Genomic DNA, 15,064 nt, shown 5'->3' on the forward strand with positions numbered 1-15,064 from the left:
AATCCGATGCGAGTGTGGTGGTTGAGTGCCGGTCTGGCCCTGTATTGCCTGGCCCAGAGCGCGGCGGCGGGAACACTGCTGGTTGTCGGCGATAGTATCAGCGCCGGTTTTGGCCTGGATACCCGCCAGGGCTGGGTCTCCCTGTTGCAGACCCGCCTGCGGGACGAAGGTTTCGACGACAAAGTGGTCAATGCATCGATCAGCGGCGACACCAGTGCAGGTGGCCAGGCGCGGCTGCCGGCGCTGCTTGCAGCGCACAAGCCGAGCCTGGTGGTGCTGGAGCTGGGTGGCAACGATGGCTTGCGCGGGCAGTCGCCAGCGCAATTGCAACAAAATCTTGCCTCGATGATCGAAAGTTCGCGCAAGGCCGGTGCCAAGGTGGTGCTGCTGGGCATGCGCCTGCCACCCAATTATGGCGTGCGCTACACCACCGCCTTCGCCCAGGTGTATGAACAGCTGGCGGCAGAAAAACAGGTGCCGCTGGTGCCGTTTTTCCTCGAGGGGGTAGGGGGCGTGCCTGAGTTGATGCAGGCGGATGGCATTCACCCGGCCCAGGCTGCCCAGCAGCGCCTGCTGGAAAATGCCTGGCCGGCGATAAAACCCTTGCTGTGAAGCTTTAAACGGCGCCGGCTTTCGGCTAATGTTGCGCCCCCCGTTTCGAGTGCCACCGATGCCGCGCCCTGCCTGGTCCTTGTATGCCTACCAACTGATCGAGCCTGATGAGCAGCTCGACCTGTTCGCCTGCCAGGAAATCCGCGTCCACCTCGTGGCCCGCCAGCTCGAGCTGGGCGTACCGGCCGACCGCACGCTGTGCGGTGGCCTGCTGCCGGCGCAACCGCGCTGGTCGGGGGTGGCGCGCTCGATCTACCGCGACGGCCGCCTGTGCGACCTGTGCCGCGCCATCCTCGATGCCCAGCGGCGCGGCATGCGCCCGGTGTGGCCGGAGCTGCAGGGCGCCTGAACACCGCGCCTTTCATCATCTGGAACGCTTGCATGGCGCCAATGCCTCCCGCTTGCATCGGCGCAGGTGTACAATCGATTCTCTTGACCCACCTTTCGAAGGATTTACCGGATGTTGCCGCGCTTTCCTGCCGTCACCCGTAGCCTGTCCCTGGCCGCCCTGCTGGTAGCAGGCCCCGCTGCTGCGCTGGAGCTGCCACTGCCACCACCCGGTGAAGACATCATCGGCCAGGTGCATGTGATCAAGGCAAAGTACGAGGACACGTTCGCCGATATCGGCACTGCCAACGACCTCGGCTACCTGGAAATGATCGCCGCCAACCCGGGCGTGGACCCATGGCTGCCAGGTGCCGGTACCGAGATCATCTTGCCGACCCGCTACATCCTGCCGCCGGGCCCGCGCGAGGGCATCGTCATCAACCTGGCCGAATACCGCATGTACTACTTCCCGAAAGGGCAGAACGTGGTGCATACCTTCCCGCTGGGCATTGGCCGTGAAGGCTGGGGTTCGCCGATCGCCAATACCAAGATCACCGCCAAGACGCCGAACCCGACCTGGACCCCGCCAGCATCGATCCGTGCCGAGCACGCGGCTGACGGCGACATCCTGCCGAGCGTGGTGCCGGCCGGCCCGGACAACCCGCTGGGGCCGTTCAAGTTCACCCTCGGCGTGCCGGGCTACCTGATCCATGGTTCGAACAAGAAGTTCGGCATTGGCATGCGTACCAGCCACGGTTGCTTCCGCATGCTCAACAACAACGTGCTGGAACTGTCGAAGATGGTGCCGGTGGGTACGCCGGTGCGCATCATCAACGAGCCCTACAAGTTTGGTATCAGTGGCGGCAAGGTCTATCTGGAGGCGCACACGCCGCTGGACGACCAGGGTAATCCGTCGGTGGTCGATAAACACACTGCTGTTATCAACGCCTTGCTCAAGCGTGAAGACCTGGCCAATAACCTACGCATGAACTGGGACATGGTGCGTGACGTGGTGGCCGCGGAAGATGGCATGCCGGTGGAAATTGCCGTGCCGACCGAAAACCAGGGTGGCGCACCGATGGTTTCGAGCATTCCGCCCGAACTGCAGTAAGGTAATTGCGACACACCCGGGCCTGCCTTAGTGCAGGCCTTTTCGTTTCTGCGTGGTGCGTTTGCCTTGTGCGCAGGCAATAAAAAAGCCGACCCACAAGTGGGTCGGCTCCATAACAATCCGTGAGGATTATTACTTGCGGCTGGCTTTGTCCAGCATACGCAGAGCGCGCTCGTTGGCTTCGTCAGCGGTCTGCTGAGCCTTCTGAGCGGCTGCCAGTGCGTCGTCAGCCTTACGGTAGGCTTCGTCTGCACGAGCTTGAGCGCGAGCTGCTGCGTCTTCAGTCGCAGTCAGACGAGCTTCGGTTTCTTTGGATACGCTGCTGCAACCGGTAGCCAGAACTGCGGCCAGAGCCAGAGCAGAGAATTTCAGAACGTTGTTCATCGTGTTCCCCTTCAAGGACTTTCTATTAAATAGCCATCTCTCGGAAAAGAGAAACTGGCCGGCGTACATAGTACCCATTACTTGTAGTAAGTAAACTGACTAAGCGCAAGAACTGCAAAAAAAATGTTGCTTGACGCCTTTCCGACAAGATTTGCGACACGCCTGTGAAAAAAACGTACAGGGTTCGCAAGCGACTGTAGTACAGGAACTTTTTTGTTGAACTAAGGGTGACTTTAACTGTCCTTCGGCGTCTTAAGCCCTAGTACATCCGGTGGCTGCCTGGCGCGTTGCCAAGAATGGCATCTGGCTGCATTTTCGCCATTTTTAACCGCCACCACCTTGAGCAATCCCGCCTGCGGCGCCTACTATCTTGTGAGTGCCAGAGGATCCGAACGATTGCAATCGTCCAGTGGTCGAAGGGGGCAACAGGTGGCGTAGAGGATTCTGTGCCGGATAAACCACCATCGGTTAAGGTATGGGTCTGCCGAGAAGACCTGCGAGGAGTAGTGATGAGCGAAGCGCTGACCATCCACCATGACCAGGCCGGTCATCAGTTCGAGACCAACGTGGACGGTCATCGTGCCTATCTGACGTACATGGACCTGGGCAAGCAGACGCTGGACATCTATCGCACCTTCGTACCCAACGCCCTGCGTGGCCGCGGGATTGCTGCCGCCCTGACCGAACGGGCCCTGGAGTACGCTGAACAGATGGGCTATACGGTGATTCCGTCCTGCTCGTACGTGGAGCGCTACATGGAGCGCCAGCAGCGGCATTCGAGCAAGGTCTGATTCTGTAAAAAAAAAGCGGGGCCGCTTCGCGCCCCATCGCCGGCAAGCCAGCTCCCACATTTAAAGCGTTTCGCCGTACGTGTGGGAGCCGGCTTGCCGGCGATGGGGCGCGAAGCGGCCCCGCCTTTTATTGCATCAGCCGCGCTTACGCTGCGGCAGCACATCCTTAAGCTTGGCACGCATGCTGCGCAGGGTCTTCTCGGTAGCCGACCAGTCGATGCAGGCATCGGTGATCGACACGCCGTACTGCAGTTCGTCCAGGTTCTTCGGAATCGACTGGCAGCCCCAGTTCAGGTGGCTCTCGACCATCAGGCCGATGATCGACTGGTTGCCTTCGAGGATCTGGTTGGCGACGTTCTCCATCACCAGCGGTTGCAGGGCCGGGTCCTTGTTGGAGTTGGCGTGGCTGCAATCGACCATGATGTTGGCCTTGATCTTGGCCTTGGCCAGGTCCTGCTCGCAGAGGGCGACGCTGACCGAGTCGTAGTTCGGCTTGCCGTTGCCGCCGCGCAGTACCACGTGGCCGTACGGGTTGCCCTTGGTGGTGACGATCGACACGCCGCCTTCCTGGTTGATGCCGAGGAAGCGGTGCGGCTTGGACACCGACTGCAGGGCGTTGATGGCAACGGTCAGGCCGCCGTCGGTGCCGTTCTTGAAGCCGACCGCCGAGGACAGGCCCGAAGCCATCTCGCGGTGGGTCTGCGATTCGGTGGTGCGGGCGCCGATGGCCGACCAGCTGATCAGGTCCTGCAGGTACTGCGGGGAAATCGGGTCGAGCGCTTCGGTGGCGGTCGGCAGGCCCATTTCGGCCAGGTCCAGCAGCAGCTTGCGACCGATGTGCAGGCCATCCTGGATCTTGAACGAGTCATCCAGGTACGGGTCGTTGATCAGGCCTTTCCAGCCGACGGTGGTGCGCGGTTTTTCGAAATACACGCGCATGACCAGGTACAGCGTGTCGGACACTTCCTCGGCCAGTACTTTCAGGCGCTCGGCGTACTCGTGGGCGGCCTTGATGTCGTGGATCGAGCAAGGGCCGACCACGACGAACAGGCGATGGTCCTTGCCGTCGAGAATATTGCGCACCACTTCGCGGCCGGCAGTCACGGTCTGCAGGGCCTTGGCGCTGAGGGGGATTTCCTTCTTGAGCTGATCGGGGGTGATCAGGGTCTCGTTGGAGGCAACGTTCAAGTCATCGATCGGTAAATCAGCCATCGTGTTACTCGTCAGGTCACGGGTGCCGGCCGCCAACTATCCCCGTGCGGCCCAGCAGCAAGAATAATCGCAGCGGGGAGCCGAACCTTAGCGCGTTACAGGTGGCGCGACAATGGGCTGGGCCCAGTCCGTGTGGGGTTTTTCCGAGATGGCAGGTGTTTGCCGTGCATGGGCTGCCCAGCGCTGCGCAACCTGTGTAAAAAGAGGGCTGACTTTTACCTGGAGATCGGCATGCATCCGCACACACCACGTATCGGCATCATCGGCAGTGGCGCCATCGGCGGCTTCTATGGGTTGATGCTGGCCCGGGCCGGCTTCGATGTGCATTTTCTGTTGCGCAGCGAGTACGAGGTTGTCCGCGAGCAGGGGTTGACCCTGGACAGTGCCGTGCATGGCAACTTGCAGATAGAGGTGCAGGCCTATGCCAGTGCCGCCGACATGCCGCCTTGCGACTGGCTGCTGGTGGGGGCCAAGGCCACCAGTAATGACCAGTTGGCGCCGCTGATCGTGCAGGCGGCCGCACCGGGCGCCAAGGTGGTGCTGCTGCAGAACGGCCTGGGCGTGGAGGAGCAATTGCGCCCGGCCTTGCGCAGCGACATGCACCTGCTCGGCGGCCTGTGTTTCATCTGTGTCAACCGCCAGGCGCCCGGCGTGATCCGCCACCAGGCCCTGGGCGCGGTCAACCTCGGCTACCACAGCGGGCTGGCCAACGATGGCGGTGCCGCGCTGGTCAATGAAGGCGCGGAGCTGTTCCGGGCTGCGGGCATCGACTCGCAGGCCATGCCCGACCTGGCCCAGGCACGCTGGCAGAAGCTGGTGTGGAACGTGCCCTACAACGGCCTGTCGGTGCTGCTCGGCGCCAGCACCACGCCGCTGATGGCCGACAGTCATGGTCGCGCCCTGATTCAGACCCTGATGGCCGAGGTGGTGCAGGGGGCGGCGGCGTGTGGCCATGTGTTGCCCGAGGGGTATGCCGAGCACCTGTTCCAGGTGACCGAGCGCATGCCCGACTACTGGCCCAGCATGTACCACGACCATGTCCACAAGCGCCCGCTGGAGCTGCAGGCCATCTATGCCGAGCCGTTGGCGCAGGCGCGTGCGGCAGGCTGCCACTTGCCTCGCATGGAGATGCTGTACCAGGCGCTGGCGTTCATCGACCGGGGCGAACAGCCCCGCTGAGGGTGGCTCTGGCCCCGCCGGGGCCCTCCAGCCCGCACCAGCAGCGCGCCGGACGGCAAAGCGTGCGTCCGGCGCGCTGCTAAGCTGAAGCTTGCTCTGCCGCAGCGGCAGTCAAGGAGGTCGAATGATCCACTCCATGCTGTACGCCACCGACCTCGGTGTCTACGCCCCTTTTGTCATGCAACACGCGCTGGCGCTGGCGCGCACATTCGGCGCCGAGTTGTATGTGATCCATGCGGTAGAGCCCATGGGCCAGTTCGCTGAATCTCTCCTGCAAAGCTACCTCGATGAACAGACGCTCGACCAGCTGCACAGCCAGGGGGTGAACACGGTGATGGCCAATATCGAGCAGCGTGTGCTGGAAAACTTTCGCGACGAACTGGGCGAGGAGGCCGACCTGGCGGTGATAAAGGCGGTGCGGGTGCGCCAGGGCGACCCGGCGCAGGTGATCCTCGACCAGGCGCAGCGGCTGAGCGTCGATCTGCTGATTTTCGGTAGCCACAGTGCTGGCGCCGGCGTGGATGTGCCATTGGGGCGCACGGCGGTGCGGCTGCTGCAGCTGTCGCCGGTACCGGTGTACATGGTGCCGCTGGCGCAGCATTTGGGGCGTAGGAAAGCATGAAGATGGCCGTAGGCCATTTCCGGGGGTATGTAACAAAATAGTTCTAGATTTATTTCCAGAACCACTAATATAGTTATATATCGTCGCTGCCTGCTGCCGCTGACTCATCGCTGAACCGAGGGGAACCTATGAAGCTTCAACAACTGCGCTACATCTGGGAAGTGGCGCACCATGACCTCAACGTCTCCGCGACGGCGCAGAGCCTGTATACCTCCCAGCCAGGTATCAGCAAGCAGATCCGCCTGCTCGAGGATGAGCTGGGTGTTGAAGTCTTTGCCCGCAGCGGCAAGCACCTGACCCGCGTTACCCCGGCCGGTGAGCGCATCATCAATACCGCTGGCGAAATCCTGCGCAAGGTCGAAAGCATCAAGCAGATTGCCCAGGAATTCTCCAACGAGAAGAAGGGCACGCTGTCCATCGCCACCACCCACACCCAGGCGCGTTATGCCTTGCCGCCGGTGATCAGCAACTTCATCAAGCAGTACCCGGAAGTGTCCTTGCACATGCACCAGGGTTCGCCCATGCAGATTGCCGAAATGGCCGCGGACGGTACGGTCGACTTCGCCATCGCCACCGAGGCGCTGGAGCTGTTCGGCGACCTGATCATGATGCCGTGCTACAAGTGGAACCGCTGCGTGGTGGTGCCGCAGGGCCATCCGTTGACCAAGCTGCCAAAGCTTACTCTGGAAGCGGTCGCCGAATACCCGATCGTTACCTACGTGTTCGGTTTCACCGGCCGCTCGAAGCTGGACGAAGCGTTCAACCACCGCGGCCTTACGCCGAAAGTGGTGTTTACCGCCGCTGACGCCGACGTGATCAAGACCTATGTACGCCTGGGGCTGGGCGTGGGGATCGTCGCCAAGATGGCGGTGGACACCAAGCTCGACAGCGACCTGGTGGCCTTGGATGCCAGTGAACTGTTCGAAGCCAGCATCACCAAGATCGGCTTCCGCCGCGGCACCTTCCTGCGTGGTTTCATGTGCGACTTCATCGAGAAGTTCGCCCCGCACCTGACCCGTGAAGTGATGGCCAAGGCCATCCAGTGCCACAACAAGCAGGAGCTGGAAGACCTGTTCGAAGGCGTCGAGCTGCCGGTGCACTGATCTAGAATTGCAGGGGGCCGCTTTGCGGCCCAATCGCCGGCAAGCCAGCTCCCACAGGATTACCGTTGCCTGAAGGCTTGTGATGTTCCTGTGGGAGCTGGCTTGCCGGCGATTGGGGCGCGAAGCGGCCCCAGCTGTGTTATGCCTTGCTGATCAGGTTGCCCGCGTGCAACCCGCATTCCTTCTGCGTCGACTCTTCCCACCACCAACGCCCTTCGCGCTCATGCTGGTTTGGCAGCACCGGGCGGGTGCAGGGCTCGCAGCCAATGCTGATGAAGCCGCGCTCGTGCAGGCTGTTGTACGGCAGCTCCAGCATGCGGATATAACCCCACACTTCCTCGCTGGTCATCTGTGCCAGTGGGTTGAACTTGTACAGGGTGCGCTCGGGGGTGGAGAAGGCGCTGTCGATTTCCACTGCCGCCACCTGGCTGCGGGTACCCGGGCTCTGATCGCGACGCTGGCCGGTGGCCCAGGCGCTCACGGTGGCCAGCTTGCGACGCAGCGGCTCGATCTTGCGGATACCGCAGCACTCGCCGTGGCCGTCCTTGTAGAAGCTGAACAGGCCCTTTTCCTTGACGAACGGGTCGAGCTTGGCGCGGTCGGGGCTGAGGATTTCGATCGGCAGGTTGTACTGCTCGCGGACCTGGTCGATGAACCGGTAGGTCTCCGGGTGCAGGCGACCGGTGTCGAGGCTGAACACCTTGACCTGCTTGTTCAGCTTCCAGGCCATGTCCACCAGCACCACATCCTCGGCGCCGCTGAAGGAGATCCACAGGTCATCACCGAAGTGCTCGAAGGCAAGCTTGAGGATGTCCTGCGGGGACTTGTTGGCATAGGTCGCGGCCAGTGCGGCGACGTCGAAGGGTTGGCTCATCAGGCGGTTTCCATCGTGGCTGTGGCGCTGTGCGCTCGTAGTGAGGTGATGGTAACAAAAAATGGCGGGGTAGGCGGGCTTGGAGTCGGTGGCGCCTGCTTCGCGGGCACGCCCGCTCCCACAGGTACAGCGCACATCTGTTAGTTGTGGGAGCGGGCGAGCCCGCGAAGCAGGCGCCGCCGATCACAAGCCTTGCAGGGTCTCCATCAACACCCGCACCTTGGCAATCGACTCTTCATATTCGGCCTGCCACTCGGAGTCGGCCACCACCGCGCCGCCGCCCCAGCAGCTGACCTGTCCACCCTTGACCAGCAGACTGCGAATGGCAATCGAGCTGTCCATCTCGCCGCGCACATCCACGTAGAGCAGTGAGCCGCAGTACAGCGCCCGGCGTGCCGGCTCCAGTTCGTCGATGATCTGCATGGCGCGGATCTTTGGCGCGCCGGTGATCGAGCCGCCCGGGAAGCTGTCGCCGATCAGGTCCAGGGCGTCTTTGTCGCTGGCCAGCTGGCCGGTGATGCTGCTGACCAGGTGGTGCACATTGGGGTAGCTCTCCAGGCTGAACAGCTCGGGCACCTTCACCGAGCCGATCTCGCAGGTACGCCCCAGGTCGTTGCGCAGCAGGTCGACGATCATCAGGTTTTCCGAGCGATCCTTGGGGCTGTGCAGCAGCTCCTCGGCATTGCGCATGTCTTCAGCCGGGTTGCTGGCGCGCGGGCGGGTGCCCTTGATCGGCCGGGTTTCCACCTGGCGCTGGCTGACGCGGATGAAGCGCTCGGGCGAAAAGCTCAACAGGGCGCTGCCGTCGGCCAGTTGCTGGTAGCCGGAGAAGGGGGTGGGGCAGGCTTTGCGCAGGGCCTGGTAAGCGTGCCACGGGTCGCCCTGGCAGGGCGCGCGGAAGCGCTGGGTAAGGTTGATCTGGTAGCAGTCGCCGGCCTGGATGTAGTGCTGCACCTGGTCAAAGGCGGCCTTGTACTGCTCGGGCTGCAGGTCGCCGGCCATCGGCGCGAGTAGCTGGAAGCTGCCGCTTTCCGCGTTGTCGACACCTTCGAACAGGGCGATCAGCCGTTCCCGTTCGCTGCCGGGCAGGCTCGGGTGGAACACCAGTTGGCTGGTCGCGCACTGGTGGTCGGTCACCAGCGCCCAGGCATACAGGCCCAGTTGCGCGTCCGGCAGGCCAAGGTCGTCCACGGCCAGGCTGGGCAGGTGTTCCAGGCGGCGGCCGAAGTCATAGCTCAGGTAGCCGATCAGGCCGCCAGCGAACGGCAGCTCGCTGCCTGCGGGCAACTGCGCATGGCCCAGTCGTGCCAGACCGGCGCGCAGGCGCTGGAGGAAGGTGCGGCCATCTTCGTCGGGCTGCGCCTGCAGGTGTTGCAGCGGCCAGGCGCTGAGCAGGTCGAAGCGCCCGCGTTCGGCGCCGGGGCGGGCGCTGTCCAGCAGGATCGCACCGGGGGCCTGGCGCAGGCGGGCGAAATAGGCGGCAGGGTCGGGCTGGTAGGGCAGGGGGTGGAGCGTACAGGTCGGCATCAGTGTGGACGGCGATGTAAAAGCGAGGAGGGCGATTGTAGACCTGTGCAGGAAATGCGCCTAGCTTTGTGGCGACATTCAAGCACTGTGTTTCGCCCTTGCGGCCCTGTCGCGACACAAGGCCGCTCCTGCAGGAGATCGCGTGATCCTGCAGGAGCGGCCTTGTGTCGCGACAGGGCTGCGCAGCAGCCCCGGCGATTTCAGCGCGGGTGCACGTGCCCGAACAAGCCTTGCGATACCCGCACGCGCTGTTCGGCATCTTCGCTGATGCCATCCTTGGCCAGTGCTTCCAGGTGCGCCTCGATGGCGTGGGTGCGCTGGGTCAGGCCGCAGTCGTTGGCGATCTGGATGTTCAGGCCGGGGCGGGCGTTGAGCTCGAGAATCAGCGGCCCCTTGTCCTGGTCCAGCACCATGTCGACACCGATGTAGCCCAGGCCGCACAGCTCGTAGCAGCCGGCGGCCAGCTTCATGAAGCCGTCCCAGTTCGGCAGTTGCACGCCATCCACCGCGTTGGTGGTGTCCGGGTGCTTGCTGATGATGTTGTTCAACCAGGTGCCGCGCAAGGTCACGCCGGTAGCCAGGTCGACACCCACGCCGATGGCGCCCTGGTGCAGGTTGGCCTTGCCGCCGGACTGGCGGGTCGGCAGGCGCAGCATGGCCATCACCGGGTAGCCCATCAGCACGATGATGCGGATGTCCGGCACGCCTTCGTAGCTGATGCTCTTGAAGATCTGGTCGGGGGTGACCCGGTACTCGATCAGCGCACGGTCGCGGTGCCCGCCCAGCGAGTACAGGCCGGTGAGGATGCTCGAGATCTGGTGCTCGATTTCCTCGTGGCTGATGATCTTGCCGGACACCGTGCGGTAGCGGTCCTCGAAGCGGTCGGCGATCACCAGGATGCCGTCACCACCGGCGCCCTGCGCCGGCTTGATGACGAAATCGCTGCGCCCACCAATGATCTGGTGGAGCTTCTCGATCTCTTTCTCGGTCTCGATGATGCCGTACATTTCCGGCACATGGATGCCGGCCGCCAGGGCGCGCTCCTTGGTGATGATCTTGTCGTCGACGATCGGGTACAGATGGCGCTTGTTGTACTTCAACACGTAGTCCGCGTTGCGCCGGTTGATACCCATGATGCCCCGGGCCTCCAGGGCTTTCCACGTCTTGATCAGGCCAAACATCAGGCGTCAGCCTTCTTCAGGAATGCCTTGAAGCGTACGAGCTCGGTCAGGCGGTAGCCGCGGTAGCGACCCATCGCCAGCATGAAGCCTACCAGGATCAGCAGCACGGCCGGGAAGGTGAACACGAAGTACACCAGCTCCGGCACCATCATCAACAGGTGCGCCAGGGAAGCGGCGAACAGGGTGCCGATGGCCACTTTCATGGCATGGCCGCCGCCACGCTCTTCCCAGGTGATGGACAGGCGCTCGATGGTCATGGTCAGGATCACCATCGGGAACAGCGCTACCGACAGCCCGCGCTCCAGGCCCAGCTTGTGGCTGAACAGGCTGATGGCGGCAATCAGTACCACGACGAAGGTCAGTACCACCGACAGGCGTGGCAGCATCTGCAACTTCAGGTGTTCCAGGTACGAGCGCAGCGACAGGCCCAGGGCGGTGATTACGGTGAACAGCACGATACCGAAGCCAAGCTGGGTCTCGCGGAAGGCCAGGGCGATCAATACCGGGGTGAAGGTACCCAGGGTCTGCAGGCCGACCAGGTTGCGCAGCACCAGGATCACCAGCACGCCGATCGGGATCATCACCATGATCATGAAGGTTTGCTGGGTCTGCAGCGGCAGGCCGTACAGCGAATATTCGAGGAAGTCGGCGTCGGTATTCTCGTCGGTCAGCTTGGCCAGGCGGATGGCGTTCATCTCGCTGTTGTTCATGCTGAAGGTAACGTTGGCCTTCTTGCCGCCATCGACGGTGATCAGGTTGTCGTCACCGGTCCACCACAGCAGGCGATCGCTTGGCAGGCCCTGCTCGCCGGTGTCCGGGTTGAAGTACAGCCAGTCGGTGCCGTTGAAGCTGCGCAGCCACAGTTCCGGGGTTTGCGGGGTGTCGGCCACCAGGCGGATGGTGTGCACCTTCTCCATCGGTACGTGGGCGATCGACAGCAGCAGGTCGATGACCTGGGCCTTCTTCATGGCCGTGGTGTCGCCGGCCAGCAGCAGCTTGACGTTGTCGTCGTTGAGGTTGTTGACCCGCTTGATGGTCTCGCTGACGAAGGTCTCGACGTCGGCCGAGTGCTGGCGGATCGGCGCCATCAGGGCCTCGGCGGCGATCTTCTCGGGGCCTTCCACTGCCAGGCTGTCACGGAAGGTCGGGCCTTTGACCGTGGTCTTCTCGTTGCTGTAGCGCTTGGTCAGCACCAGGCGGTAGTAGAGGGTCTGGTTGCCGCTGGCGCGGCGGGCCGACCAGGTGACCTTGCGGTTGCCGTCGGCACGGTTGACGCTCACCCCGTAGTTGTTGGAGATGAAGCTCTCGTTGAGGCTGACGTAGTCGCGGTTCAGCGGTGGCACGAACATCTGCACCTTGACCGGGTCCTTGGTGCTGGCCACGAACTCGACCTTGGCGTCGATGTTCCACAGGTCGTCGGTTTCATCCTCGGTTACCGGGATGCCGAGTACGAAGATCTGATAAGCCGTGACCGCCACGCCCAACAGCACCAGCACGGTGATCAGGACTTTCAGATGGAGGGTAAGAGAGCGCATCGGGATTACTCTGCTTTGGGAGCGTCGGTGGCACAGGCAGGTTTGCCGGCCGCGTATTTAAGGCTTGGGTCGACCAGCGCGTCGAAGTGCTTGAGCGCCTCGGAGCCGATCAGCAGCGGGAACTGGAAGGCGCTGCGGTCGGTGAGGTTGACTTCGATGGTGCGCATGGCCTGGCCCATGCAGATTTCAAGTTCGATGACCGGGCGCGCGGTGTAGGCCTTGCCCGATTCAGCATCATAGTCGCCGGCCCGGCGCTTGATCTTGCTTACGCGTGCCAGCGGGCGTTCGATGGGGTGCGAATGGGCGGCGTCGATGGCCAGGTAGAAGCGCACCCAGCTTTCGCCGTTGCGCTTGAAACGCTTGATGTCGCGGGCGCTGAGCGACGCGGTCTTGGCGCCGGTGTCGAGCTTGGCGGCCACTTCCAGGTCCAGGTCGCCCAGGCGTGCATATTCGTTGAGACCGTACACGGTCTTGCCTGCGGCCTGGCCAAGGGCCGGCAGCAGGGTGAGGCAGAGCAGCAATAATGCGGGTGTAAGTCTCATATTCCTGGCGCGGTGCAGTGCAAGGTTCGGGGCTGTTTTCAAAGCCATGTTCAGAGCCGTGTTCAGGGCAAGGCGACTGGCAGCGACTGCGCAAGCTTCCTCGTTCATCTGTCAACAGCATGAATGGATGACAGACAGGCTATCCATACTCCATCGGAGGCGCGGCATTCTATCACGCCGGCGCCTTGACGCCAGCGGTGCGCGTTCTGACAGCACCGGGCTGGCATTAGTTCGTTCTTAGACGATTGTCGACAATATTCATTTTGTCTTTGACTGCCGCGATCGAATTAGCTAATTTCCGGCAAAGAGATTTGCAAGGTGTCGACAATATGCAGGACCTATCCACCCCCAGCCCGGTGCTGGCAGACGAAACGGAAACCTTGTCCGAAAACGTCTTCCGGCGCATCCAGGCGGCCATCGTCAAGGGCGATATCGCCCCCGGCAGCAAGATTTCCGAGCCGGAGCTGGCGCGTACCTACGGCATCAGCCGCGGGCCGCTGCGCGAGGCCATCCACCGCCTCGAAGGCCAGCGCCTGCTGGTGCGCGTGCCGCATGTGGGGGCGCGGGTGGTGTCGCTCAACCACGCCGAACTGATCGAGCTGTACGAAATTCGCGAATCGCTGGAAGGCATGGCCTGCCGCCTGGCCGCCGAACGCATGAGCCAGGCCGACATCGACGAACTGCGCCGGGTGCTCGACACCCACGAGCGCGATGCCGCGTTCCAGGCCGGCCTGGGCTATTACCAGCAGGAAGGCGACTACGACTTCCATTACCGGATCATCCAGGGCAGCGGTAACCAGACCCTGGTCAAGATGCTCTGCGGCGAGCTGTACCAGCTGGTGCGCATGTACCGCATCCAGTTTTCCGCCACGCCCAACCGGCCACGCCAGGCCTTTGCCGAACACCACCGCATTCTCGATGCCATCGCCGACCGTGACGGCGAGCTGGCCGAACTCCTGATGCGCCGCCACATCGGCGCGTCCAAGCGCAATATCGAGCGTCACTACCTGGACGCCCACAACAACAGCCCACGAGGTGAGAAATGACTGTGAAGAGCACCCCCGGTCAGCGTTTCCGCGACGCCGTTGCCGCTGAACATCCGCTGCAGGTGGTTGGCGCCATCAACGCCAACCATGCCCTGCTGGCCAAGCGCGCCGGCTTCAAGGCCATCTACCTGTCCGGTGGCGGCGTCGCCGCCGGTTCGCTGGGCCTGCCGGACCTGGGCATCAGCGGCCTGGACGATGTACTCACCGACGTGCGCCGCATCACCGACGTGTGCGACCTGCCGCTGCTGGTGGATGTCGACACCGGCTTCGGCGCCTCTGCCTTCAACGTTGCCCGTACCGTGCGCTCGATGAGCAAGTTCGGCGCTGCCGCCATCCATATCGAGGACCAGGTCGGCGCCAAGCGCTGCGGCCACCGCCCGAACAAGGAAATCGTCAGCCAGCAGGAAATGGTCGACCGCATCAAGGCCGCAGTCGATGCCCGTACCGATGACAGCTTCGTGATCATGGCGCGTACCGATGCCCTGGCCGTCGAGGGCCTGAACGCCGCCCTGGACCGCGCCGCCGCCTGCGTCGAGGCCGGTGCCGACATGATCTTCCCGGAAGCCATCACTGAGCTGCAGATGTACAAGACCTTCGCCGACCGGGTGAAGGCACCGATCCTGGCCAACATCACCGAATTCGGCGCCACTCCGCTGTACACCACCGAAGAGCTGGCCTCGGTCGACGTGTCGCTGGTGCTGTACCCGCTGTCGGCGTTCCGCGCCATGAACAAGGCGGCCGAAAACGTGTACACCGCGCTGCGCCGCGACGGCACGCAGAAGAACGTGATCGATACCATGCAGACCCGCATGGAGCTCTACGATGCCATTGGTTACCACGCCTTCGAGCAGAGCCTCGATGCGCTGTTTGCCCAGAAAAAAGGTTGAGCCTGTGAGGGCCTCATCGCCGGCAAGCCGGCTCCCACAGGTACCGCACAAGGTTCGAGCCCTGTGCAAGGCATTGTGGGAGCTGGCTTGCCGGCGATAGGGCCGATACAGCCACCCCCGAATTAGCCAGA

Annotated in this window: 16 protein-coding genes; 9 read left to right on the forward strand and 7 right to left on the reverse strand. The window is 63.0% G+C overall.

Annotated features, from left to right (window positions below; all coding sequences use genetic code 11):
• Positions 1 to 6: 6 nt before the first annotated feature.
• The 3 genes from ABX298_RS19585 (at position 7) to ABX298_RS19595 (ending at position 2,050) form a co-directional block, all read left to right on the forward strand.
• Positions 7 to 612: an arylesterase gene (locus ABX298_RS19585; protein ID WP_025338430.1), complete on the forward strand. Its 606-nt coding sequence runs from the start codon at positions 7 to 9 to the stop codon at positions 610 to 612.
• Between the two features lie 58 nt (positions 613 to 670).
• Entirely contained in the window at positions 671 to 961 is a 291-nt protein-coding gene (locus ABX298_RS19590; RefSeq protein ID WP_025338431.1) for a hypothetical protein, read from the forward strand.
• A 111-nt stretch (positions 962 to 1,072) separates the two neighbouring features.
• The gene (locus ABX298_RS19595) at positions 1,073 to 2,050 is read left to right on the forward strand and encodes a L,D-transpeptidase family protein (RefSeq protein ID WP_003259779.1); all 978 of its coding nucleotides are present in this window, start codon (positions 1,073 to 1,075) and stop codon (positions 2,048 to 2,050) included.
• Between the two features lie 132 nt (positions 2,051 to 2,182).
• On the opposite strand, the gene oprI is transcribed toward ABX298_RS19595, so the two are convergent.
• Positions 2,183 to 2,434, reverse strand: a complete 252-nt coding sequence (oprI, locus tag ABX298_RS19600; RefSeq protein WP_003259780.1) for an outer membrane lipoprotei OprI — start codon at positions 2,432 to 2,434, stop codon at positions 2,183 to 2,185.
• Between the two features lie 509 nt (positions 2,435 to 2,943).
• Between oprI and ABX298_RS19605 the strand changes: the two genes are divergently transcribed.
• Positions 2,944 to 3,225, forward strand: a complete 282-nt coding sequence (locus tag ABX298_RS19605; protein WP_025338432.1) for a GNAT family N-acetyltransferase — start codon at positions 2,944 to 2,946, stop codon at positions 3,223 to 3,225.
• Positions 3,226 to 3,360: 135 nt separating this feature from the next.
• On the opposite strand, the gene ABX298_RS19610 is transcribed toward ABX298_RS19605, so the two are convergent.
• Entirely contained in the window at positions 3,361 to 4,437 is a 1,077-nt protein-coding gene (locus ABX298_RS19610) for a 3-deoxy-7-phosphoheptulonate synthase (RefSeq protein ID WP_013971901.1), read from the reverse strand.
• Positions 4,438 to 4,668: 231 nt separating this feature from the next.
• Here ABX298_RS19610 and ABX298_RS19615 point away from each other — a divergent pair, with 231 nt between their 5' ends.
• From ABX298_RS19615 to cysB, 3 genes are all read left to right on the forward strand, one after another.
• Entirely contained in the window at positions 4,669 to 5,616 is a 948-nt protein-coding gene (locus ABX298_RS19615) for a putative 2-dehydropantoate 2-reductase (protein ID WP_317409503.1), read from the forward strand.
• A gap of 124 nt (positions 5,617 to 5,740) precedes the next feature.
• Positions 5,741 to 6,238: a universal stress protein gene (locus ABX298_RS19620; protein ID WP_015269711.1), complete on the forward strand. Its 498-nt coding sequence runs from the start codon at positions 5,741 to 5,743 to the stop codon at positions 6,236 to 6,238.
• A 128-nt stretch (positions 6,239 to 6,366) separates the two neighbouring features.
• Positions 6,367 to 7,341, forward strand: a complete 975-nt coding sequence (cysB, locus tag ABX298_RS19625) for an HTH-type transcriptional regulator CysB (protein WP_013971904.1) — start codon at positions 6,367 to 6,369, stop codon at positions 7,339 to 7,341.
• A 139-nt stretch (positions 7,342 to 7,480) separates the two neighbouring features.
• Here cysB and ABX298_RS19630 read toward each other — a convergent pair whose 3' ends face one another.
• The 5 genes from ABX298_RS19630 to ABX298_RS19650 form a co-directional block, all read right to left on the reverse strand.
• A complete protein-coding gene (locus ABX298_RS19630; protein WP_015269712.1) occupies positions 7,481 to 8,215 on the reverse strand; it encodes a phosphoadenylyl-sulfate reductase in 735 nt (244 codons plus the stop codon).
• A 183-nt stretch (positions 8,216 to 8,398) separates the two neighbouring features.
• Positions 8,399 to 9,742: an aminodeoxychorismate synthase component I gene (gene pabB / locus ABX298_RS19635; RefSeq protein ID WP_238067518.1), complete on the reverse strand. Its 1,344-nt coding sequence runs from the start codon at positions 9,740 to 9,742 to the stop codon at positions 8,399 to 8,401.
• Between the two features lie 200 nt (positions 9,743 to 9,942).
• The gene (locus ABX298_RS19640) at positions 9,943 to 10,923 is read right to left on the reverse strand and encodes an alpha-L-glutamate ligase-like protein (protein WP_025338436.1); all 981 of its coding nucleotides are present in this window, start codon (positions 10,921 to 10,923) and stop codon (positions 9,943 to 9,945) included.
• Complete coding sequence (locus tag ABX298_RS19645) at positions 10,923 to 12,458, reverse strand: inactive transglutaminase family protein (protein ID WP_025338437.1); 1,536 nt, start codon at positions 12,456 to 12,458, stop codon at positions 10,923 to 10,925. The genes ABX298_RS19640 and ABX298_RS19645 overlap by 1 nt, the downstream gene beginning before the upstream one ends.
• 5 nt (positions 12,459 to 12,463) lie before the next feature.
• Positions 12,464 to 13,000 carry an ATP-dependent zinc protease gene (locus ABX298_RS19650; protein ID WP_025338438.1) on the reverse strand — a complete coding sequence of 179 codons (537 nt, stop codon included), beginning with the start codon at positions 12,998 to 13,000 and terminating at the stop codon, positions 12,464 to 12,466.
• A gap of 329 nt (positions 13,001 to 13,329) precedes the next feature.
• On the opposite strand from ABX298_RS19650, the gene ABX298_RS19655 reads away from it, so the two are divergent.
• The gene (locus tag ABX298_RS19655) at positions 13,330 to 14,046 is read left to right on the forward strand and encodes a GntR family transcriptional regulator (RefSeq protein ID WP_025338439.1); all 717 of its coding nucleotides are present in this window, start codon (positions 13,330 to 13,332) and stop codon (positions 14,044 to 14,046) included.
• A complete protein-coding gene (gene prpB, locus ABX298_RS19660; RefSeq protein ID WP_003259689.1) occupies positions 14,043 to 14,933 on the forward strand; it encodes a methylisocitrate lyase in 891 nt (296 codons plus the stop codon). Before ABX298_RS19655 ends, prpB begins: the two co-directional genes overlap by 4 nt.
• The last annotated feature ends 131 nt before the right edge of the window (positions 14,934 to 15,064 follow it).

This window comes from Pseudomonas sp. X4 (assembly GCF_040784925.1).
Lineage (GTDB): Bacteria > Pseudomonadota > Gammaproteobacteria > Pseudomonadales > Pseudomonadaceae > Aquipseudomonas > Aquipseudomonas putida_Z.